Source organism: Novosphingobium sp. AAP93 (assembly GCF_001296055.1).
Taxonomy (GTDB): domain Bacteria; phylum Pseudomonadota; class Alphaproteobacteria; order Sphingomonadales; family Sphingomonadaceae; genus Novosphingobium.
In genome coordinates, this window is sequence record NZ_LJHZ01000019.1 from 161,569 (window position 1) to 187,575 (window position 26,007).

The 26,007-nt window shown below is 66.3% G+C and carries 28 protein-coding genes; 18 read left to right on the forward strand and 10 right to left on the reverse strand.

The window, feature by feature from the left end; genetic code table 11:
- On the forward strand, positions 1-306 hold the full coding sequence (locus IP83_RS04530) for a hypothetical protein (protein WP_054121016.1): 306 nt from the start codon (positions 1-3) through the stop codon (positions 304-306).
- Positions 303-797 (forward strand): CinA family protein, encoded by a 495-nt coding sequence (locus IP83_RS04535; protein WP_054121017.1) that lies wholly within the window; start codon positions 303-305, stop codon positions 795-797. The genes IP83_RS04530 and IP83_RS04535 overlap by 4 nt, the downstream gene beginning before the upstream one ends.
- On the opposite strand, the gene IP83_RS04540 is transcribed toward IP83_RS04535, so the two are convergent.
- Genes IP83_RS04540 through IP83_RS04550 form a run of 3 tightly spaced genes read right to left on the reverse strand, consistent with a single transcriptional unit; the run spans position 775 to position 3,267 of the window.
- Positions 775-1,674 carry a 50S ribosomal protein L11 methyltransferase gene (locus IP83_RS04540; protein ID WP_054121018.1) on the reverse strand — a complete coding sequence of 300 codons (900 nt, stop codon included), beginning with the start codon at positions 1,672-1,674 and terminating at the stop codon, positions 775-777. The genes IP83_RS04535 and IP83_RS04540 overlap by 23 nt on opposite strands.
- Entirely contained in the window at positions 1,671-2,546 is an 876-nt protein-coding gene (gene bla, locus IP83_RS04545; RefSeq protein WP_231624902.1) for a subclass B3 metallo-beta-lactamase, read from the reverse strand. Before bla ends, IP83_RS04540 begins: the two co-directional genes overlap by 4 nt.
- A 7-nt stretch (positions 2,547-2,553) precedes the next feature.
- Positions 2,554-3,267 carry an SDR family NAD(P)-dependent oxidoreductase gene (locus tag IP83_RS04550; protein ID WP_054121054.1) on the reverse strand — a complete coding sequence of 238 codons (714 nt, stop codon included), beginning with the start codon at positions 3,265-3,267 and terminating at the stop codon, positions 2,554-2,556.
- Between the two features lie 158 nt (positions 3,268-3,425).
- On the opposite strand from IP83_RS04550, the gene sdhC reads away from it, so the two are divergent.
- The 5 genes from sdhC to IP83_RS04580 all read left to right on the forward strand — a co-directional run bounded on the left by sdhC (position 3,426) and on the right by IP83_RS04580 (position 7,309).
- The gene (gene sdhC, locus IP83_RS04555; protein WP_054121020.1) at positions 3,426-3,851 is read left to right on the forward strand and encodes a succinate dehydrogenase, cytochrome b556 subunit; all 426 of its coding nucleotides are present in this window, start codon (positions 3,426-3,428) and stop codon (positions 3,849-3,851) included.
- Between the two features lie 34 nt (positions 3,852-3,885).
- Positions 3,886-4,269, forward strand: coding sequence for a succinate dehydrogenase, hydrophobic membrane anchor protein (gene sdhD, locus IP83_RS04560; RefSeq protein ID WP_054121021.1), 384 nt, complete (start codon positions 3,886-3,888; stop codon positions 4,267-4,269).
- 3 nt (positions 4,270-4,272) lie between these two features.
- The gene (gene sdhA, locus IP83_RS04565) at positions 4,273-6,096 is read left to right on the forward strand and encodes a succinate dehydrogenase flavoprotein subunit (RefSeq protein ID WP_054121022.1); all 1,824 of its coding nucleotides are present in this window, start codon (positions 4,273-4,275) and stop codon (positions 6,094-6,096) included.
- A gap of 32 nt (positions 6,097-6,128) precedes the next feature.
- Entirely contained in the window at positions 6,129-6,506 is a 378-nt protein-coding gene (locus IP83_RS04570) for a cupin domain-containing protein (protein WP_197274276.1), read from the forward strand.
- 392 nt (positions 6,507-6,898) lie between these two features.
- The gene (locus tag IP83_RS04580) at positions 6,899-7,309 is read left to right on the forward strand and encodes a hypothetical protein (RefSeq protein ID WP_156309578.1); all 411 of its coding nucleotides are present in this window, start codon (positions 6,899-6,901) and stop codon (positions 7,307-7,309) included.
- Between the two features lies 1 nt (position 7,310).
- On the opposite strand, the gene IP83_RS04585 is transcribed toward IP83_RS04580, so the two are convergent.
- Positions 7,311-7,910 carry a hypothetical protein gene (locus tag IP83_RS04585; RefSeq protein WP_054121026.1) on the reverse strand — a complete coding sequence of 200 codons (600 nt, stop codon included), beginning with the start codon at positions 7,908-7,910 and terminating at the stop codon, positions 7,311-7,313.
- A 37-nt stretch (positions 7,911-7,947) separates the two neighbouring features.
- Entirely contained in the window at positions 7,948-8,826 is an 879-nt protein-coding gene (locus tag IP83_RS04590; protein WP_054121027.1) for a neutral zinc metallopeptidase, read from the reverse strand.
- 252 nt (positions 8,827-9,078) lie between these two features.
- Here IP83_RS04590 and IP83_RS04595 point away from each other — a divergent pair, with 252 nt between their 5' ends.
- From IP83_RS04595 to IP83_RS04610, 4 genes are all read left to right on the forward strand, one after another.
- A complete protein-coding gene (locus IP83_RS04595) occupies positions 9,079-10,587 on the forward strand; it encodes a M28 family metallopeptidase (protein WP_054121028.1) in 1,509 nt (502 codons plus the stop codon).
- A 79-nt stretch (positions 10,588-10,666) separates the two neighbouring features.
- A complete protein-coding gene (gene guaB / locus IP83_RS04600) occupies positions 10,667-12,124 on the forward strand; it encodes an IMP dehydrogenase (protein WP_054121029.1) in 1,458 nt (485 codons plus the stop codon).
- 9 nt (positions 12,125-12,133) lie between these two features.
- Entirely contained in the window at positions 12,134-13,315 is a 1,182-nt protein-coding gene (locus tag IP83_RS04605; protein ID WP_054121030.1) for an RsmB/NOP family class I SAM-dependent RNA methyltransferase, read from the forward strand.
- A 92-nt stretch (positions 13,316-13,407) separates the two neighbouring features.
- The gene (locus IP83_RS04610; protein ID WP_369816993.1) at positions 13,408-13,887 is read left to right on the forward strand and encodes a tetratricopeptide repeat protein; all 480 of its coding nucleotides are present in this window, start codon (positions 13,408-13,410) and stop codon (positions 13,885-13,887) included.
- 4 nt (positions 13,888-13,891) lie between these two features.
- On the opposite strand, the gene IP83_RS04615 is transcribed toward IP83_RS04610, so the two are convergent.
- Entirely contained in the window at positions 13,892-14,377 is a 486-nt protein-coding gene (locus IP83_RS04615) for an RNA pyrophosphohydrolase (RefSeq protein WP_054121031.1), read from the reverse strand.
- On the reverse strand, positions 14,377-15,330 hold the full coding sequence (locus IP83_RS04620) for an alpha/beta hydrolase (RefSeq protein WP_082364482.1): 954 nt from the start codon (positions 15,328-15,330) through the stop codon (positions 14,377-14,379). The genes IP83_RS04615 and IP83_RS04620 overlap by 1 nt, the downstream gene beginning before the upstream one ends.
- 234 nt (positions 15,331-15,564) lie before the next feature.
- Between IP83_RS04620 and IP83_RS04625 the strand changes: the two genes are divergently transcribed.
- From IP83_RS04625 to IP83_RS04635, 3 genes are read left to right on the forward strand one after another with little or no spacing between them, the layout of a single operon-like run.
- Positions 15,565-17,454, forward strand: coding sequence for a 2-oxoacid:acceptor oxidoreductase subunit alpha (locus tag IP83_RS04625; RefSeq protein WP_054121033.1), 1,890 nt, complete (start codon positions 15,565-15,567; stop codon positions 17,452-17,454).
- Between the two features lie 13 nt (positions 17,455-17,467).
- Positions 17,468-18,481: a 2-oxoacid:ferredoxin oxidoreductase subunit beta gene (locus tag IP83_RS04630; protein ID WP_054121056.1), complete on the forward strand. Its 1,014-nt coding sequence runs from the start codon at positions 17,468-17,470 to the stop codon at positions 18,479-18,481.
- Between the two features lie 56 nt (positions 18,482-18,537).
- Positions 18,538-19,902: a deoxyribodipyrimidine photo-lyase gene (locus tag IP83_RS04635; protein WP_054121034.1), complete on the forward strand. Its 1,365-nt coding sequence runs from the start codon at positions 18,538-18,540 to the stop codon at positions 19,900-19,902.
- A gap of 138 nt (positions 19,903-20,040) precedes the next feature.
- Here IP83_RS04635 and IP83_RS04640 read toward each other — a convergent pair whose 3' ends face one another.
- The 3 genes from IP83_RS04640 to purF all read right to left on the reverse strand — a co-directional run bounded on the left by IP83_RS04640 (position 20,041) and on the right by purF (position 22,706).
- On the reverse strand, positions 20,041-20,403 hold the full coding sequence (locus tag IP83_RS04640) for a PilZ domain-containing protein (protein WP_054121035.1): 363 nt from the start codon (positions 20,401-20,403) through the stop codon (positions 20,041-20,043).
- 69 nt (positions 20,404-20,472) lie between these two features.
- Complete coding sequence (locus IP83_RS04645; RefSeq protein ID WP_054121036.1) at positions 20,473-21,219, reverse strand: SDR family NAD(P)-dependent oxidoreductase; 747 nt, start codon at positions 21,217-21,219, stop codon at positions 20,473-20,475.
- Positions 21,216-22,706: an amidophosphoribosyltransferase gene (gene purF / locus IP83_RS04650; RefSeq protein WP_054121037.1), complete on the reverse strand. Its 1,491-nt coding sequence runs from the start codon at positions 22,704-22,706 to the stop codon at positions 21,216-21,218. Before purF ends, IP83_RS04645 begins: the two co-directional genes overlap by 4 nt.
- 175 nt (positions 22,707-22,881) lie before the next feature.
- Here purF and IP83_RS04655 point away from each other — a divergent pair, with 175 nt between their 5' ends.
- The 4 genes from IP83_RS04655 to IP83_RS19850 all read left to right on the forward strand — a co-directional run bounded on the left by IP83_RS04655 (position 22,882) and on the right by IP83_RS19850 (position 25,934).
- Positions 22,882-24,123 carry a lipoprotein-releasing ABC transporter permease subunit gene (locus tag IP83_RS04655; RefSeq protein WP_054121038.1) on the forward strand — a complete coding sequence of 414 codons (1,242 nt, stop codon included), beginning with the start codon at positions 22,882-22,884 and terminating at the stop codon, positions 24,121-24,123.
- Entirely contained in the window at positions 24,116-24,790 is a 675-nt protein-coding gene (locus IP83_RS04660; protein ID WP_054121039.1) for an ABC transporter ATP-binding protein, read from the forward strand. Before IP83_RS04655 ends, IP83_RS04660 begins: the two co-directional genes overlap by 8 nt.
- Positions 24,791-25,015: 225 nt before the next feature.
- Positions 25,016-25,504 carry a glutathione peroxidase gene (locus IP83_RS04665; RefSeq protein ID WP_054121040.1) on the forward strand — a complete coding sequence of 163 codons (489 nt, stop codon included), beginning with the start codon at positions 25,016-25,018 and terminating at the stop codon, positions 25,502-25,504.
- Positions 25,505-25,625: 121 nt separating this feature from the next.
- Positions 25,626-25,934, forward strand: a complete 309-nt coding sequence (locus tag IP83_RS19850; protein ID WP_156309579.1) for a hypothetical protein — start codon at positions 25,626-25,628, stop codon at positions 25,932-25,934.
- Positions 25,935-26,007: the final 73 nt, after the last annotated feature.

Genomic DNA, 26,007 nt, shown 5'->3' on the forward strand with positions numbered 1-26,007 from the left:
ATGTTGCTGCTGCTCGCCGCTGCCACCATGATGTCGGCCTATCCTGATGAGGGCCGTGTCCGGCGCGAGATGCGGGCAGCCCCGCGCCCGGTGCGCGAATTCCTTGTGAGGCGCGCCGGTTGCAACCATTGGGGCGGCGAGGAAGCCTACGACGCCGATCGGGCGAGGCAGATCGCGGAAGCCGCCCGCATGTTGCGGTGCAATTGGATCGATCTCGACGAGCGGCGTCTCAAGCGGCGATACGCGAAATTGCCGCGTGTGATCTGGCTGCTGAAGAAAACACGCGATTGGGACTCCATTCCATGACCTTCGAAGATCTCACCCCCATCGGCACCGAGGCAGGCAAGCTGCTCAAAACGCGCGGCCAGTCCATTGCTGTCGTCGATGGCGCGACCGGCGGGCTCATTTCCGCCGCGCTCCTCGCGATGCCCGGCGCTTCGGCCTACTTTCGCGGCGGCGGGGTGATCTACACGCTCAAGGGCCGCCGCATGGTGCTGGGGCACGAGCCTGGCTCGCTGCGCGGGCTTACTTCCGCCACCGAAGCCTATGCCCTCGCGCAGGCGCGCCTCATCCGCGCGCGCTATGAAAGCGATTGGGGCGTCGCGGAAACCGGCGCCGCGGGGCCGGGCGTGCATCCGCTGGGCGTCGCCTCCGGCACCAGTGCGGCGGCCGTGGTCGGGCCAGACTACGAAGCGGCGCTGGTGATCGAGACGGGGCATGACGACCGCCTCGCCAACATGATCGCCTTTACCCGCAATGCCCTGGACTTGCTCGTCAGCGGCCTGAACGCCGTCTGAGCCACAGGATCGACCAGTTGCCGCGTTGCATCCGCGCGCGCAGAGAGAAGCCGGCGCGGGTATAGGCAGCCCGCACAGTCGGCTCCTGCGCGGTGAGCAGCCCAGCCAGCAGCACGCTCCCGCCCGGCGCCACCGCCTTGCCGAAGTCGCGCGACAATTCTGCGAGCGGTCCAGCCAGAATGTTGGCGACCAGCAGGTCATAAGGCGCAGCGGCCCGGAGCAGCGGATGCTCCATCCCCGGCGCGATGACCATGGCCAGCTTGCCCGGCCCGTCGCCCAGCGCGATGCCGTTAAGCTCCGCATTCCCCGCCACGACCGGCCCGCACACCGCATCGATATCGCTCGCCGTCGCCCGCGCGCGCGGCCACAGGTGGAGCGCGGCGAACGCCAGCAGCCCGGTCCCGGTGCCGATATCCGCCAGATTGCGCACGACGAGGCCCTTGGCCTTCATATGCCCCAGCATGGCAAGGCATCCCGAAGTCGTCTCGTGATGACCTGTTCCAAAAGCCTGGCTCGCCGGGATCACGAAATCGCGAAAGCCGGGAGCCGGACGGTGATCCGGCGTGCGGACATGGAAAGGGCCTGCGGTGATCGGCTCGACATTCTGCTGGCTCAACGTCACCCAGTCCGCATCTGCCAGTTCCTCGATGATCAGCTTGGGTGCGCCCTCGGCGAACAATGCCGAAATCGCCGCCGTGTCCGCCGCCATCGGCTTGCGCTCCAGCCAGGCTTCCAGCTGCCAGGCATCAGGCACCGCCGGATCGGTCTGCCCGCCACCCAGAACAATGGAGAAATCCCAGTCCTGCGCATCCTCATGCGCCACAAGCGCCGCGCGCACCACGTGGGCGGGCGCGCGGACGGTGATCTTCCAGCTCACTTGACGGTTTCCCGCACCAGCTGCGCATTGAGATTGCGGCGGCCCATGGCGGCGTAGTCGCGGCAAGCCGTCGGCGAGGCGAGCGGCTGCTCGCCCAGCATCCGTTCGAACAGATCGCTCACCGAGGGATGCGGCGTCACAAGGATGCCGCAGTTCAGCGCGGCGATTGCGGAAAAGGTGCGCTGGAACCGGGCGACAACGTCGGCATGATCGGTGAAGCGGTAAGGTCCGGCCGCAAGCGCGGAAATGCTATCGATGTAGCTGACCGTCTGGCACTGCCGCTCGGCGCAGCTCTGCCACGACCAGCTGCTCGAACCGGTGGTGTGCCCCGGCGTCGCCAGCATGGTCAGCCGCAGCGGGCCGACCTGCACGACATCGCCGGTCTGGACGATTCGGTCCGCCGCGACCGGTGCGAAGTCGTGATCCTTGAGCACCGCAGCCTGCGAGTCCGCCGGATCGACCTTGCCACTGGCAATCACCGCCGCCGCCGGCGCGCTCAGCGCCACCTTTGCGCCGGTGGCCTTCACCAGCGCCGCCAGCCCGCCGACGTGGTCGAAATGCTCATGGCTCGTCACGATCCAGCGCACGTCCTCCGGCCGGAACCCCAGCGCGCGGATATTGGCGAGGATCGAGGGAGCGGCCTCCTCGGTCGCGGCATCGACCAGCACATGCCCCTGCGGCGAGGTAACCAGCAGCACCGAGACCGTGCAGGTTCCGACATACCAGGTGTTGCCATAAAGCCGCGCGGGCGGGGCAGGGGCGGAAAAGTCCTCCCTGCCCTCGCACTGCTTCACCACCGCCTGCGTGGCCGCGCGGTCCGGTCCGGCCTGCGCGAAGGCGAGGCCCGGTGCTGCTGCCAGGGCAAGCGCCATCAGCGCCCTAGCGAACAAAGCTCGCTCCATTCGCATCGATCACCGCTCCCGTCATGCTCGCAGGCGCATCGAGCGCGCAGAACACGCCGATGGCCGCAATTTCCTCCGGGCTCGCCACCCGGCCCAGCGGAATGTCCGCCAGCAGCCCCGGTCCGCCCCGGCTGGCGAGGTAATCGCCCGCCATGTCGGTATTCGTGAAGCCCGGCGTCACCGCAAAGCTCAGGATGCCCTGCGCGGCGTACCCCCGCGCGATGGTCTTGTGCATCGCGATCATCCCGCCCTTGGCCGCCGCATAGTGCCAGTGCGCGGGCGAATCCCCGCGGTAGGCCGCCCGGCTCGCGACATGGACAATTCGTCCGCCCACGCCGCGCGCCTGCCAGTGCCGCACCGCCAGCCGCGAAAGCTGCGCGGCGGAGGTGAGGTTGATCCGCAGCGTTTCCTCCCAGCCGTCCAGCCACGCGATGTCCGAGGCATCGATGGGATTGGCGGCGAACAGCCCCGCATTGTTGACGAGGATGTCGATTGCCCCGCCCGCCATTTCCAGCGCCTGTTCCCACAGCATTTCCGCCGAGGCCGGCTCGCCCAGATCAGCGCCGACCACGCCCGGTGCCTCCTTGCGCCCATGGCGAATGACCGCCGCGCCGCGCGCGCCGAGCGCGTCGGCGAGCGCTGCTCCGATGCCCCGGGTCGAGCCGGTGACTAAAATGACAGGTGCTTGCATCATCAAGCGCTCTACCAGCGAATATGGGCCGTGCAACAGGGGCAGGGGAATTGCCCCGTCGCGATAGTTGCACACCCGGCCATTTGGGCTAATACGAATCGCACTCGCTTCATGCTCCACAGGCATGAGAGGTTTTGGTAATCAATTTAGGGGGTTCTATGGCGCAGGCGCCCGGCAAGAGGCCACTTTCGCCGCATCTCGAAATCTGGCGCTGGGGTCCGGCCATGCTGGTCTCGATCCTGCACCGCATCACGGGCGAAGGCTTGGCCTTTGTGGGCCTTGCGCTGTTCCTCTGGTGGGTCGGCGCGATTGCCGGTGGTCCGGAAAGCTATCAGACCTTCCTCGACTGGGTCTGGCTCGCCCCCGATGGCGGCTTGCAGACGGCAACCGCGCTGCTCGGCAAAGTCGTCCTCGTCGGCCTCACCTGGGCGTTCTTCCAGCACATGGCGAGCGGCATCCGCCACTTCGTGCTCGATATCGGCGCGGGCTACGAGCTGGAAGCCAATGCGCGCTGGTCCTCGCTGACGCTCCTGTTCTCGGTCGCGGCCACCAGCCTGTTCTGGGCAGTCGTGCTGCTGCGCTGAACCCTTCACCCCATACCTTTCTCAAGGACATCCCATGGGTAACGGAACTTCCATCGGCCGCGTGCGCGGTCTCGGCTCCAGCCACCACGGCACGGGTCACTTCCTGTCCTCGCGGCTGACGGCGGTCGGCAATCTCGTGCTGATCCCGTTCCTGATGATCAGCCTCGCGCTCATGCCCTCGCATGATTACGCGACGGTGCATGCCTGGGCGGCCAAGCCGCTGCCCGCCACCGCGCTGATCCTCATCCTGATCAACACGTTCTACCACGCGCGCCTGGGCATCCAGGTCATGCTGGAAGACTACGTCCATGAGGATGGCGGCAAGATCGCCGCCTGGCTGTTCGTCAATTTCGTGCCGTTCGCGGGCGCTGCCTTCGGCATCGTCTCGGTCGTGCGCATCGCTCTCGGGGGCGTCTGAGCCATGGCTTCCACTGCCTACAAGATCATCGACCACACCTATGACACCGTCGTCGTCGGCGCCGGCGGTTCGGGCCTGCGCGCCACGATGGGTTCGGCCCAGGCGGGCCTGCGCACCGCCTGCATCACCAAGGTCTTCCCGACCCGCTCGCACACCGTGGCGGCGCAGGGCGGTATCGCCGCCAGCCTCGGCAACAACAGCCCGGACCACTGGACCTGGCACATGTACGATACCGTCAAGGGTTCCGACTGGCTCGGCGACCAGGACGCGATCGAATACATGGTGCGCGAAGCCCCGGCGGCGGTCTACGAACTCGAGCACGCGGGCGTGCCCTTCAGCCGCAACGCCGAAGGCACGATCTACCAGCGTCCGTTCGGTGGCCACATGCAGAACATGGGCGAAGGCCCGCCGGTTCAGCGCACCTGCGCGGCGGCGGACCGCACCGGCCACGCCATGCTCCACGCGCTCTACCAGCAGAGCCTGAAGTACGACGCGGACTTCTTCATCGAGTACTTCGCGATCGACCTCATCATGGAGCCCGGCGCGAACGGCGTGCCCGAATGCCGCGGCGTGATCGCCATGTGCATGGACGACGGCTCGATCCACCGCTTCCGCAGCCATGCCGTCGTGCTGGCGACGGGCGGGTATGGCCGCTGCTACTTCACCGCGACCTCTGCCCACACCTGCACCGGTGACGGCGGCGGCATGGTGCTGCGCGCAGGGCTCCCGCTGCAGGACATGGAATTCGTCCAGTTCCACCCCACCGGCATCTACGGCGCAGGCGTGCTCATCACCGAAGGCGCGCGCGGCGAGGGCGGGTACCTCACCAACTCCGAAGGCGAGCGCTTCATGGAGCGCTATGCGCCTTCCGCGAAGGACCTCGCCAGCCGCGACGTCGTCAGCCGTTCGATGGCGCTCGAAATCCGCGAAGGCCGCGGCGTCGGCCCGCACAAGGACCACATCTTCCTCCACCTCGACCATATCGACGCGAAGGTGCTGGCCGAGCGCCTTCCGGGCATCACCGAAAGCGGCAAGATTTTCGCGGGTGTCGACCTGACGCGCCAGCCGCTTCCGGTCGTGCCCACCGTCCACTACAACATGGGCGGCATCCCCTGTAACTACCACGGCGAAGTCGTGACGATCGGCCCGGACGGCAATCCGGAAACCGTCGTCCCCGGCCTCTTCGCGGTGGGCGAGGCGGCCTGCGTCTCGGTCCACGGCGCCAACCGCCTCGGCTCGAACTCGCTGATCGACCTCGTCGTGTTCGGCCGCGCCACCGGCCTGCGCCTCAAGGAGATCATCAAGCCCGGCTTGGCGCACAAGGCCCTGCCTGCAGACAGCGCCGACATGGCGCTCACCCGCATCGACACGTTCCGCCACGCCAATGGCGGCTCGCCGACGGCGCAGGTGCGCATCGAGATGCAGCGCACGATGTCCGCCCACGCCGCGGTGTTCCGCACCGACGAGCTCATGGCCGAAGGCAAGACCAAGCTTGCCGCGACGTATGAGCGCATGGGCGACATCAAGGTTTCGGATCGCTCGCTGATCTGGAACTCGGACCTGATCGAGACGCTCGAGCTCGACAATCTGATCGCGCAGGCCTCGGTCACGATGCATTCGGCCTTCAACCGCAAGGAAAGCCGCGGCGCCCACGCGCACGAGGACTTCCCCGATCGCAACGATGGCGAATGGATGAAGCACACCGTCAGCTGGTTCGACGGCTGGGGCGGCAAGGGCGGCGGCGTGAAGCTCGATTACCGCCCGGTCCACGAATATACGCTCACCGACGACGTCGAGTACATCAAGCCGAAGAAGCGCGTGTACTGAACGTGTCCGCACTCAGCGGGTTTCGGCTTATGATGGCCGGGCTTGTCCTCGTGGCAGGCCCGGCCATTGCCGTTGCGGCCCCGGAAGCCGCCACTTTGCCCGATCCGCTGCAGGCAGGCTGGAAGGGCCAGCACGTCTGCGAACTGCTCAAGGACAATGCGCAGATGCGCGTCCTGCGCTGCACGTTCCCGCCGGGCTGGGGGCACGAGCGCCATTTCCACGCGCCGCACTGGGGCTACATCCTGCAAGGCTCGACCATGCGGATCACCACGGCGAAAGGCACTGTCGTGCGCGAGCTCAAGGCCGGCGACAACTGGTGGAGCGACGGCATTGACTGGCACGAGGGGGTGAACATCGGCACGACCACCGGCGTCTACCTGATCGTCGAGCCGAAGCACCCGGTCGGGTAGAACCGAACTCGGCTGCTTGCCTGTCAGCCTTCGTTGGCCCGTGCGATTTTCCTACATCCGCCTTTTCTGGCATGACCGCGCCGCAGGGCGGCTCCCGCCTTCACGCTCTTTGCCATCGTCGGATCAATCGCCGCCAAGCGTGCACGCCAATTCTGTCGCCGTGTCGCTTTTTGTGAAAGTTATATCATGATATCAATATATTGATGTACTTTCTCAAAAGCGACACGGTGTCGCTTTTGTCGCTTTTCGCAAGGGCCAAGCCGTCGCGCGGCGGGGTGCCGCACCTGTCGTTGATCTGCACGCAGTCTGCTGTTCGCAGAAGCCCGGCTGACGGCGACGTCGGCAAGGGGCACGTGCATCTTATGGGACAGCCCACGGAAAGGATCCCCTGAATGCACCTTCGCACTTTGCCGACCCGCGCCATGCTGATTGCCGGCGCCGCACTTCTCGCCCTTGCCGGAACGGCCTCGGCTCAAAGCACTTACGGCAGCAATGCGGCCCATCCCGCGCCGCCGGCTCCGCCCGCCCCGCCTGCACCCCCGGCGCCCCCCGCGCCGCCTGAAGCGCCGACGCCGCCGGACGCCCCCCTCGTCGACCGCGCCGAGATCGATCGCGAGGCGGCCGAAAGCATGGCCGAAGCACGCGAAGCCATCGCCGAGGCCCGCATGGAAATCGCTCAGGCCCGCAAGGAAATCATGCGCGAGAAGGATATGCCGGCCAAGGCCCGCGCCCAGGCGCTCGCCGCGCTCGACAAGGCCGAACGCGACGTGGCGCAGGCTCTGTCACAGCAGCGGGCAGACTGATCTAGCGGCGCCTGCGGGCGTTCCAATTCTTCTTCGGGGGTGGCGGGGGCGGCGGCGTGCTGCCGGTCTCCGCTGCCGCCTGCATCGCTGCCGCCTGCGCTGCGGTGGCCGCGCGCGCCGGATAGCGGCATCCGCGCGCCTGGCCATAGCCCTTGAGGAACGCGCGGCGGCTTGCCCCGGCATAGAGCGCCACCTGCCATTGGCGTTCTCGCGCAGCCGCGCCGGTCACTTCCTTGATCACGCCGCCGAACGGGATGAAGCTGTTGACCACGGACTTCGCGACCGAGCCCACCGCGTTCCCGCGCTTCTCGGCTTTGGTCTTGTCGGCGGCGATATCGATGTCCGGCCCCAGCACGGCATCAAGCTCGCCAATCTCGGCCCCGATCGCCTTGCAGGACTTCATGCCCTTGACGGTATAGGTGTCTTCCCGCGCCGCGATCAGGATCGGCGGGATTTCGTCCTTCTTGAGGTTCAGCGTATCGAGCGGCGCGGTCGCCACATCGCCCGCCGTCACATTGGGCGGCGCGACGACGGTTTGCGCCGCAAGCGGAGTGGCAGCAGCGCCGATCAGGAAGGTTATGGCCAGACGGTAGTGGTTCATGCGGGTTCCCCTCCAAGCCATGACAATGTCGCCAGCACTATTCGGTTCCCCTGCGTGAGCGTGCGCTGAACGTATCGCAAGCGTCCTCGTTGCCGGTCTCCAGCCCCTTGCGCAACCACGCCATGCGCTGGGCGCTGCTGCCATGGGTGAAGGCGGCTTCCACCGGCGTCCGCCCGGCCGAGGCCATCAGCGTATCGTCGCCGATCTGGTGCGCGGCGCGCAGGCCTTCCTCGATATCGCCGGCCTCGATCTTGTCCTTGTTCCGCGCCGCCCAGACCCCGGCGTAGCAATCGGCCTGCAGTTCGAGTGCGACCGAGAGCCGGTTGGCCATCGGCGGATTGCGCCGCTGCGCCTCGGTCACCTGCTCCGAGGTGCCGACAAGGTTCTGCACATGGTGGCCATATTCATGCGCCATCACATAGGCCCGCGCGAAGTCCCCGCCCGCGCCAAGCTGCTTGTCCATCTCGGTGTAGAAATCGGTGTCGATGTAGATGCCCTGGTCCGCCGGGCAGTAGAACGGCCCCATCGCGCTCTGCGCCTCGCCGCAGCCCGATTGCCCTTCGCGGGAATAGAACACCAGCTTGGGCGCGCGGAAGTCGATCCCCGCCTTCTGGAACAGCGGGCTCCACGTCTTGTTGAGCGAGGCGAGCGCATTGCAGCTTTCACGGCTGAACGCGTTCACCGAGCAGCTCTCGGCCAGGCTGCCGGGCCGGCCGGGCAGGGTCTGCGGTGCCGACGAGCCCTGCATGCTCTGCAGCGCGCCCAGCGTCTGCAGCGGGTTGATCCCGAAGACCAGCGCACCGACGAGCGCGATGATCAGGCTGCCGCAGCCGATCTTGCCGCCCGGTCCGCCAAAGCCGCCGCCGCCGCGCTGGTCCTCGACATTGATCGAACTGTCAAAATCGTCGAGCCGCATCCAGTGTTCTCCTGTCCCCGCTGCCGGTTTGCCCGAGGCTGGGCCAGACCTGCAAGAGCCAACCGCGGCGTCCGTTCCGCATCAGACGGAACTTGCGCGGGGGCGTGGCATTTGCCAGCAAGGTGACTGCGTCGGGGCGTTCGAGGATGGCGATGAGTCGTTGTGAGTGAACCGGTTACCATGATCCTCCCTCCGGTTCCCCGTCGGTGGTCTCGGCCGCGCATCCGGTTCGCCCGAGTTTGCCTTGCCGTGATGGCGGCCTGCGCGCTTCCCGCTTCCGCCGCGGCCCCCACCAAGCGCCAGTTGCAACAGATCGAGGCGCAGCTGCGCCAGCACGTCACCACCTTGTCCAGCGACGAATACGGCGGTCGCGAACCCGGTACGCCCGGCGAGACGCTGACCTTGCGCTACCTTGCGCGCCAATGGTTCGATATCGGTCTGGAATCGGGCACCAACGATCCCGGCAACGCGTGGTTCGCCCCTGTCGAGCTGGTCGAACGCGTGCCGCAAGGCTCGCGCGCACAGTTCATGCACGGCAAGCGGCGGGTCGTGGTGCCGGAAGGCGGTTCGTTCGTCGTCACCTCGGGCCTGCGCAGCCTGATCGAGAACGCTCCGCTCGTGTATGTCGGCAAGTCAACCGGCGGGGATGGCGCGCGAACCGAACTGGCAGGCCGCGTCGCGGTGATCCTCGACAGCGAGGCCCCGCCACCAGAATCTGCCAAGCCCAGCCCCGGCGGCGCTGCGGCACGGCCGGTGGACCGCGCGGGCAGGTTGCTTGAAAGCGGCGCGGCGGCGGTCCTCACCGTGCTCGACGGTGATCGCAGCCTCGAAGACGTGATGGCCCGCCGCCGCCGCGCCGGCTATGCCTTGTCGGGCGAGAAGCTGGGTGGCGATCTCGAGGTTTTCCTCTCCGCCGATGCTGCCAGCCAGTTGCTCGCCGCGTCCAGTGCGCCCACGCTGGCCAGCCTCCGCACCGCCGGGGCTGTGCCCGGCTTCAGCGCCAAGCCGCTCGGCATCACCGGCTCGTTCGAGGCGACCAACCGCGAGACGCGGATCAAGACGCACAATCTGATCGGCAAGCTCGAGGGTCGCCGCCCCGGCTCCGGCGCGGTCGTGCTGATGGCGCACTGGGACCACTTCGGCAAATGCGCCCAGCCGCCTGCCGAGAAGCAGATCTGCCCCGGCGCGGTGGACAATGCTTCCGGGCTGTCGGTCATCACCGAAGTTGCCCGGCAGTTGTCATCCGGCAAGCCGCTGGAGCGCGATGTCTACTTTGTGGCCACCACCGGCGAGGAACTGGGCCTGCTTGGCGCGATGGCCTTCGCCGAGAACCCGCCGTTTCCGCTGGGGAGTATCGTCGCTGCCTTCAATGTCGACAGCACCGGACTGGTCCCAGCTGGCCTTCCCGTGAGCGTCATCGGGCAGGGCATGACCGAGCTCGATGCCGGTATCGCCAAGGTTCTCAAGGCGATGAAGCGCAAACTCGCGCCTGGTGACAGTGCCAATGCCTTTGCGCGCCGTCAGGACAGCTGGGCGCTGATGCAGCACGATGTCCCTGCGGTCATGGTCAGCACGAGCTATTCGGACCCGGCGCGCCTTCAGGCCTTCATGGATACCATCTATCACCGGCCCTACGACGAGGCGGCCCGCGTCATCTACGGCGGGATGGTCGACGACGTGCTGATCCAGACCGAACTTGTGCGATTTTTCGCGGATACGAAGCTTTGGCCCGGCGCGGGGGCGGCCGCAGGTGCAAAGTAGGGAGCGGGGCTAGCCTAAACCGCCCCGCTTGATTACATGGGCCGCCACGATTCTCCCCCAACGGCAAGTGGCGCACCCCATGGATATCCCTCTCGGCCTTACCTTCGACGACGTCCTGCTGCGTCCCGGCGCATCGGACATGGTGCCGACGCAGGCGGATACGCGCACCCGGCTGACCAGCTCGATCACGCTCAACATCCCGGTCATCTCGGCCGCGATGGACACGGTGACCGAAGCGGACATGGCCATCGTCATGGCGCAGCTCGGCGGTATCGGCGTGCTCCACCGCAACCTGACGGTCGAGCAGCAGGCCGCGGCTGTCCGCGCGGTGAAGCGCTTCGAGAGCGGCATGGTGGTCAACCCGATCACCGTGACGCCCGATGCGACGCTGGGCGACGCGCAGGCGATCATGCGCGCCAACAAGATCAGCGGCATCCCCGTGGTCGAAGCGAGCGGCAAGCTCGTCGGCATCCTCACCAACCGCGACGTGCGCTTTGCCGACAATCCCGCGCAGCCGGTGCACGAGCTGATGACGCGCGAAAACCTCGCGACGGTAAAGCTCGGCACCTCGGGCGATGAAGCGCGCCGCCTGCTCCACCAGCGCCGGATCGAGAAGCTGCTCGTGGTCGACGATGCCTTCCGCTGCATCGGCCTGATCACGGTGAAGGACATCGAAAAGGCCGTGACCTACCCGGATGCCACCAAGGATGCCGGCGGACGCCTGCGCGTTGCGGCCGCGACGACCGTAGGCGAGAAGGGCATGGAGCGCACCCGCGCGCTGGTCGACGCGGAATGCGATGTGATCATCATCGACACCGCCCACGGCCACAACCGCGATGTCGCCCGCGCGGTCGAGGCGGTCAAGGCCATGTCGAACACGGTGCAGGTCATTGCCGGCAATGTCGCCACCGCGGAAGCCACCCGCGCGTTGATCGACGCGGGGGCGGACGGCGTGAAGATCGGCATCGGGCCGGGTTCGATCTGCACCACGCGTATTGTCGCCGGTGTCGGCGTGCCGCAGCTGACGGCAGTACTCGAATGCGCGGCGGAAGCGGCGAAGTCCGGTGTGCCGGTGATCGCTGACGGCGGCCTGCGCACCTCGGGTGACGCGGCCAAGGCGCTGGCGGCTGGCGCAAGCACGATCATGGTCGGCTCGATGCTCGCGGGTACCGAGGAAGCGCCGGGCGAGACGTTCCTCTATCAGGGCCGCGCCTACAAGTCGTACCGCGGCATGGGCTCGGTCGGCGCGATGGCGCGCGGTTCGGCGGACCGCTATTTCCAGCAGGACATCAAGGATTCGATGAAGCTGGTGCCTGAAGGGATCGAGGGCCAGGTGCCTTACAAGGGTCCGGCCAAGGACGTTGTCCACCAGCTGGTCGGCGGCATCAAGGCGGCGATGGGCTACACCGGCAGCCCGACGCTCGAGGCGCTGCGCGAGAACGCGCAGTTCGTGCGGATCACCAATGCGGGCCTGCGCGAGAGCCATGTGCATGATGTGGCGATCACCCGCGAGGCGCCGAACTATCCCTCGCGCTGAGGCAAAATCGTGACTCCCGCCGCGCGGGTGCAATCCGCGATTGAGGTACTCGACGCGGTGATTGCTGCCGCGCGGCGTGAAGGCGCGTCGGCAGAACGCGTCGCCGCCGAATGGCTCAAGGCGCGCCGCTTCATCGGCTCCAAGGACCGGCGCGCGATCCGCGATCTGGCGTGGTCGGCGATCCGATTGTGCGGTGAAGTGCCTGAGAATGGCCGCGCTGCCATGCTGGCGGTGGCCAAAAGCGACCCGGCGGTTGCATCGCTGTTCGACGGCTCGCGCTATGGCCCTGCGCCGATTGCGGCTGACGAGTCGGTTGCTGCCGCCGGTGTTGCCCCGGCATGGCTGGAAGAACGGCTCGCCGCCGCCGGTATTGCGCGCGAACAAGCCGCCGCCCTGCTCGGTCGCGCCCCGCTCGACCTGCGCGCAAACCGCCTGAAGACGACCCGAGACCGGCTCGCCATGACCCTGCCTGTCGCCACTGAACGGACACAGGCGCCGGACGCCCTGCGCCTTCCCGGCGGCACCCCGGTCGAGACATGGCCCGAGTTCGCTGACGGACTGTTCGAAGTGCAGGATACCGGCAGCCAGCTGACCTGCAACGCACTTGAGGTTCGTCCCGGCGAAGCGGTGGTCGATCTTTGTGCCGGGGCTGGGGGCAAGACGCTCGCGCTCGCCGCAGCGCTGCAGGGGGAGGGACAGCTACTCGCCTGCGACATTGACCGTCCGCGCCTCTCGCGCCTTGCCCCCCGCGCCGAGCGGGCCGGGGCGAAGGTCGAGACACGCCTGCTCGACCCCGGCCGCGAGGCGGAGGCGCTGGTGGACAGGAAAGCCAAGGCCGATGCGGTGATGGTCGACGCGCCGTGTTCGGGCACCGGCACATGGCGGCGCGGGCCTGAAGCGCGATGGCGGCTCACGCCTGCGGGATTGGCGCGCTATGCACAGATGCAGGCCCATGTGCTGCGGATTGGTGCCGACCTCGTCCGTCCCGGCGGGCGCCTGACTTATGTCGTCTGCTCGCTGCTCGACGCCGAAGGACCCGATGTGGTCGCCGCCTTTCTCGCGCGTAACCCGGACTGGCGCGCTGCCGAACAGCTGGTCGGTGCGGGAACCCCGCGCGGTGCTGGCCTCAGGCTTACCCCTTGGGACGATTCGACCGACGGGTTTTTCTTCGCAACACTGCACCGGCTATGATACGCAAGGCAATCATGGACGCCGGGGGACCACGCGCGCCGCATGGCCGGCTCTGGGAGTATTTGATGCGCTACATGCCTTTGGGGGTTGCCTTGTCTCTTCTCGTGCTGGTCACGGGAAGCGCCGGAACGGCCGGCGTCTCGCTGCCGAACGACCCCCGCGCAAAGGCTCTCGTCGAATCCGGACGTGAATTGCTTGGGCGCGGCGATATCGACGGCGCGACGGACAGTTTCGAAGCTGCGCTCGCTGTCGATCCGGGCAATCCCGCGACCTATCTCGCGCTGGGCGATGCCGCCCGCGCTGCCGGCATGCAGGGCAAGGCGATCCACTACTACCGCGAAGCGCTGGAGCGCGATCCCAACAACCTCGCCGCGCTCGCCGGTGAAGGTGGCGCGATGGCCGAGAAGGGCGCGCTCGAAAAGGCCAAGGGCAACCTGGCGCGGCTCGAAGGCCTGTGCGGACGCAATTGCCCCGAGGCGCAGAACCTTGCGGGCGTGATCGCCAAGGGCCCGGTTGCCCGCGTGGTCTCCGCCGATGCCGTCAAGCCCGAGCCGAAGGTTGAGGCGAACTGAGCGCTCAGATCAGCGCGCGGAATTCCTCGACGACCTGCCGGTAGACGCGCCTCTTGAACGGCACGATCAGATCCGGCAGCTGCTCCGGCTCGACCCAGCGCCATGCCAGGAACTCCGGATGCGAATGCGCATCGAGGCGGATCTGCTCGTCGGCCCCGTTGAAGCGCACCAGCAGCCACTTCTGCCGCTGGCCTCGGTAACGGCCGCCCCACAGCTTCCCGATCAAATGGTCCGGCAGGTCGTAAAGGTATTCCTCGCGGCTTTCGGCAAGGATGGTGACGAGGTCGGCCGTGACGCCGGTTTCTTCCTCAAGCTCGCGCAGTGCGGCGGGGTGAAGGTCCTCGCCGTCGTCGATCCCGCCTTGCGGCATCTGCCAGGCGTCCCCCTCCTTGCTGTCGATGCGCTGGCCGACGAAGACACGGCCCTCGCCATTGACGAGCATGACGCCGACGCAAGGGCGGTAGGGAAGCCCGGCAGGATCCTTGCTCATCAGCCGCGGTCCAGCAGCAGGCGGACGGCGGCGAAAATGCGCTGCATGTCACTATTGGCGCTGGGGAAGGCCTTGCGCAGCTGGGCGAAAGCATGGGTCGTGCCCTTCATCTCGAGGAACACGACTTCGGCGCCCGCGCGGATCAGCTCGGCGCCATAGACGCGCCCGCTGTCGCGGATCGGATCAAGGCTGGCGGTGACGAGCACGGTCGGCGGCGTATCGGCATGGTTGCCATAGATCGGATAGGCGCGCGGATTGCCGAGCTCGGCTTTGTAGGCGTCGGAGAACCAGGCCATTGTCTCGGCGGTCAGCACGAAGCCGTCGGCGAACTGGAAGAACGAGGCGTGGTCGGGCTTGTCGTCGCTCAGCGGATAGATCGGCACCTGCAGCACGACCGGCACCTCGGCGGGCTTCTCCGCCAGTGCCTGCGTGATGACGATGCTGAGGTTGCCACCCGCCGAGTCGCCCATCGGGATCAGGCCGGTGATCTGGCGGCCGAGCGCTTCGGGGCTGGTCGCAACCCAGCGCGTGGCGGCTTCGCAATCATCCGGCGCGGCGGGGAAGGGGTTTTCCGGCGCAAGGCGATAGTGCACCGCGATCACCGGCAGATCGAGCTCCGCCGCGATTTCGGTGCAGAGCGAATGGTGGCTGTCGAGATCGCCGATGACGAAGCCGCCGCCGTGGAAGAACATCACCGCCGGGCCGGGCTCTCGCTCCGCGCGCGCATCGTAGAACCGCAGCGGAATGTCGCCCGCCGGGCCGGGGCAGGTGAGGTCCTTGATCACCGCCAGTTCGCGCGGTTCAGCCTCTGCGAGCACGCCCATCTGCACATAGTTCGCCCGCGCGCCCTCAGGGCCGAGCTCGGCCATCGAGGGGCCGGGGACCGAGGCCATGAAGTCGAGAAAGGCCTTCACATCGGGCCGGACATAAGGGCTGCTGGCAGTGTCGGACATCGGCTTCCTCATCCTTGCAAGGTGTCTTCTCGTGCTGAGTCGGCGCGGGCGCCAACTGACAGCATTGTTATTTGCGGGGCTTGACGGGCGGGGGCAATCGGAATCAAGAGCAAGTGCAAGATTTGCGGTGCATCAGTTTTTCTTCTTTGCGCACCGCTAGATGAGAGCATAGGCGCTAGTTGCGCAAGAGGACGCGAGGGCCGGAACGGGGCCGCGCGGATAGCAGAGGAATCTATGGCGACAGTTCTTGAGAGCGAACCCGAAGGCCACACCGGCGGGAGCGTTGGCTCCTCTGCGCCCGACGCGGTCGTGGTGCGATTTGCGGGCGATTCGGGCGATGGCATGCAGCTCACCGGCGGCCAGTTCACGCTCTCGACGGCGCTTGCGGGCAACGACCTCGCGACATTCCCGGACTTCCCGGCCGAAATTCGCGCGCCGCAGGGCACTCTGTTCGGTGTCTCGGCGTTCCAGATCAACTTTGGATCGACCGAGATCGATACTGCGGGTGACGCGCCCGATGTGCTCGTCGCGATGAACCCGGCTGCACTCAAGACCAATGTCGGCGCCTTGAAGCCCGGCGGCCTGATCATCGCGGACACCGGCGAGTTCAACAAGCGCAACCTCGAGAAGGCCAAGTACGACGTCAGCCCGCTCGAGGATGGCAGCCTCGAGAAGTGGCAGGTGCTCGCGTTCGACATTTCGGCGCTGACGCTCGAAGCGGTGAAGCCCTTCGGCCTTGGCAACAAGGAAGCGCTGCGCTGCAAGAACATGTGGACGCTCGGCCTTGCCCTCTGGATGTTCGACCGTGACCGGCAGCCGCTGATCGACTGGCTCAAGGGCAAGTTCGCCAAGGCGCCGGTGCTGGCGGATGCCAACATTGCCGCGCTCAATGCCGGGCACGCTTATGGCGAGACGGCGGAGCTGGCAGGTCCGCTCAAGCAGTATCACCTTGCGCCGGTCGAGAGCGAGCCGGGCCTCTATCGCACGGTGACGGGTGCCGAAGCGGTCTCCTATGGCCTCGTTGCAGGTGCGCAGCTGGCTGGTCTCGACCTGTTCTTCGGCGGCTATCCCATCACCCCGGCCTCGGCGATCCTGCACAACCTGGCGCGGCTCAAGGAGTTCGGCGTCACCACCTTCCAGGCGGAAGACGAGATCGCCGCGATTGCCGCCGCCATCGGCGCCTCGTTCGGCGGGCAGCTGGGCGTGACCTCGTCCTCCGGACCCGGCATCGCGCTCAAGGGCGAAGCGATGGGCCTTGCGATCATGACCGAGCTGCCGCTCGTCATCGTCAACTCGCAGCGCGGTGGCCCCTCGACCGGCCTGCCGACCAAGACCGAGCAGTCGGACCTCTATCAGGCGGTCTATGGCCGCAACGGCGATGCGCCGATGCCGGTCATCGCCGCGCGCAGCCCCTCCGATGCCTTCGAGTGCGCGATCGAGGCCTGCCGCCTCGCGGTGCAGTACATGACCCCGGTCATGCTGCTGACGGATGGCTACATCGCCAACGCTGCCGAGCCTTGGAAAGTGCCTGATCCCAAGGGCTTCGAGCCGTTTCCGGTCAAGTTCCTCGAAGAGCCGAATGGTCCGGACGGTGCGGTTCTGCCCTATGCACGCGACGCGAAGGGCGCACGGCCGTGGATCAAGCCGGGCACGCCCGGTCTCATGCACCGCATCGGCGGCATCGAGAAGAACCCCGGCACCGGCAATATCGATTATGCGCCCGCCAGCCATCAGGCGATGACCAACGCGCGCAAGTACAAGATCGATGGCATTGCCGCCGGAATCCCGGCGCAGGAAGTGACCCTCGGCGATGCCGGTGGCAAGCTCGCGCTAGTCGGCTGGGGCTCGACGTATGGTCCGATCCACCAGGCCGTCAGGCGCGCACGCCGCAAGGGTCTGGATGTCAGCCACATCCATGTGCGCCATGTCTGGCCGCTGCCAGAGAACCTCGGAGAGCTTCTCAAGAGCTATGACCAGGTGCTTGTTCCGGAAATGAACACTGGACAGTTCAAGACCGTGCTGCGCGACCAGTATCTGGTCGATGCCAAGCCGCTCAACAAGACGAGCGGGCAGCCGTTCACCATTGCCGAAATCGAAGCGGCGATTGCCGCAGCGCTGGCCTGAGGGAAGCGAAGCCATGAACGACATGACCCCCATCCAGACCAGCCTCAAGGACTGGGAAACCGATCAGGAAGTGCGCTGGTGCCCCGGCTGCGGCGACTACGCGATCCTCAAGGCGGTGCAGCGCACCTTGCCGGAAATCGGCGCGGACCCGGCCAAGACCGTGTTCATCTCAGGGATAGGCTGCTCGAGCCGTTTTCCCTACTACGTCGAAAGCTACGGCTTCCACACCATCCACGGCCGCGCCCCGGCTTTCGCTACGGGCCTGAAGCTCGCCAATCCCGAGCTCGACGTCTGGCTGGTGACGGGTGACGGCGATGGCATGTCGATCGGCGGCAACCACACGATGCACGTGCTGCGCCGGAACCTGAACACGCAGATTCTGCTGTTCAACAACGAGATCTACGGCCTCACCAAGGGCCAGTATTCGCCCACCAGCCGCACCGGCACCGTCTCGCCGACCACGCCGCTTGGTTCGGTGGACCGGCCGGCCAGCCCCTGCGCCTTTGCGCTGGGCGCGGGCGGGCGGTTCATTGCGCGGGCCTATGACGTCAGCAAGGAACTGCCCGCGGTGCTCAAGGCTGCTCACGCCCACCAGGGCGCGGCTTTCGTCGAGATCTTCCAGAACTGCATCGTCTACAACAAGGACGTCTTCGCCGATTTCACCGAGAAGGCGAACGCCGCGACCGGCCAGCTCTGGCTGACCCACGGCGAGCCGATGCTGTTCAACAAGGGCACCAAGGGCATCGCGCTCGACGCCGAGACGCTGAGCCTCAAGGTTGTCGATGTGGTCGATGGCGACTGGCAGGCGGCGGGTGTGCGCGTCCACGACGTCAAGAACCGCGCGCTGGCGCATCTGCTCGTCGAGATGCCGTTCGGCCCGTTCCCGATGGCGCTTGGCGTGATCTACGACGATCCGCGCCCGACCTTCGAGGCGGCGCTGATCGAGGAACGCGCGCGCGCGTCGGCGGGCAAGACAGCGAACCTCGCGGCCCTGCTGAGCAAGGGCCAGACCTGGACGGTCGAGTAGCGCTTCCCTTGGGGGAGAGTGGGCGGGGTCGGCGGCCTGTGCAATAGGCTGCTGCCATGTCCACGCCCTCCATTGTCTGGCTCCGCCGCGATCTGCGCCTTGCCGATCAGGCCGCCTTTGCCGCCGCTGCCGCCGCGGGGCCGGTGATCCCGGTCTATGTGCTTGATGATGAAACGCCCAAGCACCGCCGCATGGGGGCCGCCTCGCGCTGGTGGCTGCATCACAGCCTTGCCAGCCTCGATGCCGATCTGCGCAAGCTGGGTTCCCGGCTGATCCTGCGGCGTGGGCGATGCGAGGCGGTGCTGGCGCAGCTGGCCCGGGAGACCGGCGCGACCAATGTCCACTGTCTGCGCCATTACGAGCCGTGGTGGCGCAATGCCGAGCGTGCGGTGGGCGAAGTTCTCGACCTGCAGCGCCATGACGGCAACTATCTCGCCCCGCCGGGGTCGGTGACGACCGGTAGCGGCGGTCCGTATAAGATCTACACTCCGTTCTGGCGCGCGCTCGAAGCCCGCATGCCGCCCGCGGCCCCGCTCCCAGCACCCGAGCGGCTGCCAGCGCCCGAAACATGGCCTGCTTCGGATGCGCTGGCGGATTGTGACCTCCTGCCGTCGAAGCCCGACTGGGCTGGTGGCATGAAGGCGGAATGGATTCCGGGCGAAGCGGGCGCGGCCGAGCGGCTCGAAGCCTTCCTCCCGCGCGCGCGCGTCTATTCCGAGCGGCGCAATTTGCCTTCAATGCCGGGAACGTCGCGCCTCTCGCCGCACCTGCATTTCGGCGAGATATCTCCGGCGACGATCTGGCATGCGGCGGCGGAGCGCGGCGGCTCGGTCAACACCTTCCTCGGCGAACTTGGCTGGCGCGACTATGCGCAGAATGTGATCCTGCAGATGCCGGACTATGCCGGGAAGCCCGCACGCGAGGCCTTCGCCGACTTCCCATGGCGCGAGGATCCGGAGGGCCTGAAAGCATGGCAGCGGGGCCGCACCGGCTATCCCATCGTCGATGCCGGCATGCGCGAGCTCTGGGCTACAGGCTGGATGCACAACCGCGTACGGATGATCGCGGCGAGCTTCCTTATCAAGCACCTGCTGATCGACTGGCGCGAGGGCGAGCGATGGTTCTGGGATACCTTGGTCGATGCCGACTACGGCTCGAACGCGGTCAACTGGCAGTGGAGCGCGGGGACAGGCGTCGACAGCAACATGTTCGTGCGGATCATGGCGCCGCTCACGCAGAGCCCGAAGTTCGATGCGGCGGCCTACATCCGCCGGTGGGTGCCCGAGCTTGCCCATCTGGATGACACGCGCATCCATGATCCCGATGTCCGCCCGCGTGCCTATCCGCCGCGGATCGTCGGCCATGCCGAAGCCCGCGCCCGCGCGCTGGCGGCCTATGCGGACTGGAATGAACGCGGTTGAGCACGCAATCGCAGCTCACGGTGCCGACAGGGTGGCGCCCCGGTGGTCCTGCACGGCATTACGTAACGCGCCTCAAGGCGACTTGAGGTTTGTTGAAAATGTTAAGAAAAAATTTACCACGTTATGCCGCCGAGATCGTCAGGCGACGGGACGGTAGACTCCATCGCCGCGATAGCGCTGAAGGATGTTGTCGTGGACGATCGGGCTCAGCAGATTCGCAAAGGCGCAGCCAACCTGGCCCCGCAGCCACCACACGACTTCGGCCTGCTGCGCTTCGAGGCCAGGCAGGGTCAGCCAGCACATCGAGCCGACGTGCATGCGGTTCAGCGCCGTCGCCGAGAACCCGCCGAGCGACAGATCATGCACAACGGTATGGAAGGCCTTCGATCCCGATACGCGCAGGCTCGCCGGAATATTGACCTTGCTGCGCGGCGCGCAGCGGTCTTCCTGCGTAGCCTGGAAATAGGCCTCGTTCGCGTAAGGATCCCAGTCCTGATGCATGGCGATTGTCCTGAGCCGAGTCGACATCCCCCGCACGGGACATCGTCACCGGACTATCGCCAGACGCGCTTAACCGTTTGCTAGGACTTGTGGTTCGCGGGGCTGGTTAACCGAAAGGCGCGCCGGGCTGGCAAACGATTCACCAAGCAGACCCACGATATAGTCGCCAACCACTTCCGGCTTCTTAACGCTGGTGGGGTCTTCGCCCGGGTAGGCCTTGGCGCGCATCGCGGTGCGCGTCGCGCCGGGATCGAGGATGGCGACACGGATGGCCGAGATGTTGCGGACTTCCTGCGCATAGGCATCGAGCATGTTCTCGAACGCCGCCTTGGTCGCGCCATAAGCGCCCCAATAGGCACGCGGTGCCGAGCCGACGCTGGAGGTGACGCCGATCACGCGGGCGTCCTTGCTCTTCTTGAGCATGGGATCGAAGCCCGCGATCAGCGACTGGGTCGCCAGCACGTTGAGCGTCATCGCGCGGCTGAGGTCCTTGGGTTCGATCTGCCAGACCGGGGTCAGCGTGGGCAGCACCGCCGCGTTGATGACCAGAATGTCGAGCGCATCCCAGCGCCGACCAATGGCGGCGGCGAGGCGGGCAATGCCATCGGGTTCGGCAAGATCCACCGGCGCTATCGTGGCGTTGCCGCCTGCTTCGTAGATCGCCTGCTCGACGGCTTCGAGGTCCTTGCCTGCGCGGGCGGTGAGGATGACGTGCGCGCCCGCCGCGGCGAGTGCCTTGGCCGTCGCTGCACCGATGCCGCGGCTCGCGCCGGTGACCAGCGCGAGCTGGCCGGAGAGGGGGCCTGCGATGCTCATGCAACCTTCCCGACCGGAAGCGGCAGCTGGTCGGCGCCGTCACGGCCGACGAGATCGGTCAGGCGCGTCGGGTATTCGCCGGTGAAGCAGGCATCGCAATATTGCGGGCAGGCCTTGTTGCGGCTCGCTTCGCCCACCGCGCGGTAAAGGCCATCGATCGAGATGAAGGCAAGGCTGTCGGCGTGGATGAAGTTGGCCATCGCCTCGACATCCATCGTCGCCGCCAGCAGCTTGGAGCGCTCGGGCGTATCGACGCCGTAGAAGCAGGAGTGCTCGGTGGGCGGGCTGGCAACCCTGAAGTGCACTTCACGTGCGCCGGCATCGCGCATCATCTGCACGATCTTCATCGAAGTGGTGCCGCGCACGATGGAATCGTCGATCAGCACGATGCGCTTGCCCGAAACGAGCGCGCGGTTCGCGTTGTGCTTGCGCTTCACGTCGGCATGGCGCGCGCCGTCGGAGGGCTGGATGAAGGTGCGCCCGACATAGTGCGAGCGGATGATACCGAGCTCGAACGGAATGCCCGAGGCCTGCGCGTAGCCGAGTGCGGCGGGGACGCCGCTGTCGGGCACCGGGATGACGAGATCGGCCTCGACTTCGCCTTCGCGCGCGAGTTCTGCACCGATCGCCTTGCGCACTTCATAGACCGAACGGCCGCCCATGAGCGAATCCGGGCGGCTGAAATAGACATGCTCGAAAATGCAGGGGCGGGGGCTGGGATGGCCGAACGGGCGGTGGCAGCGGATCTCGCCGTCATGCCCGACCTGGATCATCTCGCCGGGCTCGACCTCGCGCACGAAATCCGCGCCGATGACGTCCAGCGCCACGGTCTCGCTCGCAAAGACCACCGCATCGCCCAGCTTGCCCATCACGAGCGGGCGGATACCGAGCGGATCGCGGCAGGCGATCATGCCTTCGTTGGTGAGGCAGATCAGCGAGTAAGCGCCCTCGACAAGGCGAAGTGCATCGATGAACCGGTCGAGCAGGGTGGGGTAGCGGCTCGTCGCGACGAGATGGATGATGACTTCGGTGTCCGAGGTCGACTGGAAGATCGCACCCTTGGCGACTAGGTCGCGCTTCAAGGTCATCGCGTTCGAGATATTGCCGTTGTGCGCGATGGCGAAGCCGCCCGTCGCAAGATCGGCGAACAGCGGCTGCACGTTGCGCAGGCCCGAACCGCCGGTCGTCGAATAGCGCACGTGGCCCGCCGCCATCGTGCCGGGCAGTTCGGCGATGGCCTGACCGCTCGAAAAGTTCTGGGCGACATGGCCGAGGCCGCGGCGGGAGTAGAATTCCTGCCCGTCAAAGCTGGTGATGCCGACGGCTTCCTGCCCGCGGTGCTGCAGGGCGTGGAGGCCCAGCGCGGCAATGGCGGCGGCATCGCGCGCGCCGAGCACGCCGAAAATGCCGCATTCCTCGCGGAGTTTGTCTCCGTTCTCGTCGATAAACGGATGGGCCGCGCCGCAAAGGGGATCGGTGAGGTTCATAGGGCGTTCCGGATTCTGCGCTGCGGCGCCCGTACCGACGCCTTCAGCGCGCCATGTGGCGAGCTTTGGGGCGTAACGCAAGTGTCTCCAATCTGCCGTTGCGCTCCGTGCGCATGGTTGCCAGGGGTGATCGATCCGCCTAGATGGCCCCAGACATGCTTATGCGAGCCCGCACTTGATCCTCTCGCCCTTCGAATGGACCATCGCCAAGCGCTACATGCTGCCGGGCCGGGGCGAAGCGTTCATTGCCATGGTGGCGGGCATCAGCCTTGTCGCGGTCATGCTGGGCGTGGCCGCGCTGGTCATCGTGATGAGCGTGATGAACGGCTTCCGCGCCGAACTGCTCGACAAGATCGTCGGGCTCAACGGCCATGCGATCATCCAGGCTTATGGCGGCCGGCTCGATGACTGGCAGGATATCCTGAAGCGCGTCGAGGCAACGCCCGGCGTGACGCGCGCAAGCCCGCTGATCGAACAGCCGCTGCTGGCGACGTTCAATGGCCGGGTCGAGGCGATCCTCGTGCGCGGGAATACGAACGCGGACCTACAACGCCTCTCCGCCAAGCGCCTCGTCGGCAATTTCGCGGACTTGCGCCCCGGCTCGACAAACGTGGCGATCGGCTCGCGGCTTGCAGAGAGCCTTGGCGCGCAGCTTGGCGATACGATCACGATCATCAACCCGCAGGGCCGCTCGACCCCGTTCGGCACCGTGCCGCGCCAGATCGGCTACAAGGTTGCCGCAATCTTCGAGATCGGGGTCTATGATTACGACAACGCCTATGTCGTCATGCCCATCGCCGATGCGCAGACGCTGCTGCTGACGGGCGACACGATCGGCATGATCGAGGTGACGACGACCAACGCTGATACCGCCGCCCAGACGCTCGCGCCGATCAAGCAGGCGCTGCTGGGGCGGGCGCAGGTGACCGACTGGAAGACGATCAACGCCAGCCTGTTCGAAGCGCTGGCGGTCGAGCGCGTGGCGATGTTCGTGGTGCTTTCGATCATCGTGCTGGTGGCGGTGTTCAACATCCTTTCGTCGCTGATCATGCTCGTTCGCGCCAAGACGCGCGATATCGCGATCCTCAGGACGATGGGAGCGACGCGGAAAAGCCTGCTCAAAGTCTTCGTGACCATCGGTTTCGTTATCGGCGCGCTGGGGACGGCGGTCGGGCTAGGGCTGGGCCTTGTGTTCCTCTACTTCCGCCAGAATGTCGTGGACGGCGTTCAGTACATCACCGGCCAGCCGCTATGGGACCCGCAGATACGCTTCCTCACCGAACTGCCGAGCCGCAGCGATCCGGTCGAGATCACGGTGATCTGCGTGATGGCGCTTGTCCTCAGCTTCCTTGCGACGCTTTATCCTGCGCTGACTGCGGCGAGCACTGATCCCGTGCAGGTGCTGCGCTATGAGTGAGCCGTTCGTTCGCCTTGCGGACCTCCGCCGCAGCTTCAGCCAGGGCGGTGAGACCATCGAAGTCCTGCGCGGCATCGATCTGGAAATCCGGCCCGGCGAGATCGTCGCGCTGCTGGGCCCTTCGGGTTCGGGCAAGTCGACGATGTTGCAAGCGGTCGGGCTGCTGGAAGGCGGCTTTACCGGCCGGATCGAGATCGCGGGCTTGGAAGCCAGCGCGCTCTCGGCGGACGCGCGCACAACGCTTCGGCGCGATCACCTTGGTTTTGTCTACCAGTTCCACCACCTGCTGCCCGATTTCAACGCGACCGAGAACGTCGTGTTGCCGCAGCTTGTCGCGGGCAAGCCGGCTGCCGAGGCCAAGGCGAGGGCGGAAGAGTTGCTGACAGCGCTCGGCCTTGCGCACCGCCTGTCGCACCGACCAAGCCAGCTGTCCGGCGGCGAACAGCAGCGCGTCGCTGTGGCGCGCGCCTTGGCGAACCGCCCCGGCCTCGTGCTGGCGGACGAACCCACCGGCAATCTTGATGAGGCGACCGCCGACAAGGTGCTCGAAGAGTTCCTCAAGCTGGTGCGCGGGGAAGGCAGTTCCGCGCTTGTGGCCACACACAACGAGCGCCTCGCGCTGCGCATGGACCGCGTGGTTCGGTTGCATGAGGGACTGCTGGCTTAATTGCCCCTCCGTCAGCGCTGCGCGCTGCCACCTCCCCATTTGCCCCTTCGACAAGCTCAGGGGAAAATGGAGAGGACATTCCTGATCCTCCCTGTTTTGGCGTAGCCCAAACGGGGAGGGGGACCGCCGCCACAGGCGGTGGTGAAGGGGCAATCAGTGCAGCCCTTGATCCCCGCGCCCCGCCGTGCCAGCCTGCAGGCAAAGCACATCAGGGGAGCACGACGCATGACCAGCCCGCAGACCATTGCCGATTTCACCGTCAAGATGCCCGGCGGCAAGGACCTCAGCCTCGCCGACAAGGCGGGCAAGGTGCTGCTTGTCGTCAACACGGCCTCCAAGTGCGGCTTCACTCCGCAGTATGACGGGCTGGAAGCGCTGTGGAAGAAGTACGGGGAGCGCGGCTTTGAAGTGCTGGCCTTCCCCTGCAACCAGTTCGGCGGGCAGGAGCCCGGCACGGCGGACGAGATCGAGAGCTTCTGCAAGGTCAACTTCGGCGTGAGTTTCCCGCTCATGGCCAAGATCGAAGTCAACGGCGACGGCGCCGATCCGCTCTACCAATGGCTCAAGGCCGAGGCGCCCGGCGTGCTCGGCACCAAGGGCATCAAGTGGAACTTCACCAAGTTCCTGATCGGCCGCGACGGCAAGGTCGTGCGCCGCTATGCGCCCACCGACAAGCCGGAGAAGCTGGCAGCGGATATCGAGGCGTTGCTTTAAGGGGGCGCGGAAAGGCTTTATGCCTGATGCAACAGATTGGCATTGGGGCTTGTCCAATTGCGGACCTTGTGAGCTGCTGCTCTGGCTTGAGCCGTGGGCGGACGAGGTCAAAGTCCCCAGCATGTCGACAGTAACGATGCGTATCCGGGCGCCCGATCCAGATAATCAGCTGGTCGAGGTTGAGCATTCCGAAGATCATCTTGTCATTTGGGGTGCAGGTGGCCAATCTATCGAATTTTTTGTCGATAGAGTTTTGCAACGCACTGGATCAGCATTAATCGAAGTGCCAGAAGCTTTCGGCTTGTCGACGAAAAAGTTCTTGGGCATCGTTTTTGACAATCGACCAAGTGCTCGCCTTGCTGGATCACATGCGTCGGCCGCATCAAACTCTCTGTGGCAAAGAATCAAGCCTCGGTTGAGGTTTTGGTGAGAGGTTCCTGATCCGTTCGTGTCGAGCGAAGTCGAGACACCAAGCGCGGTATGTGGTGTCTCGACTTCGCTCG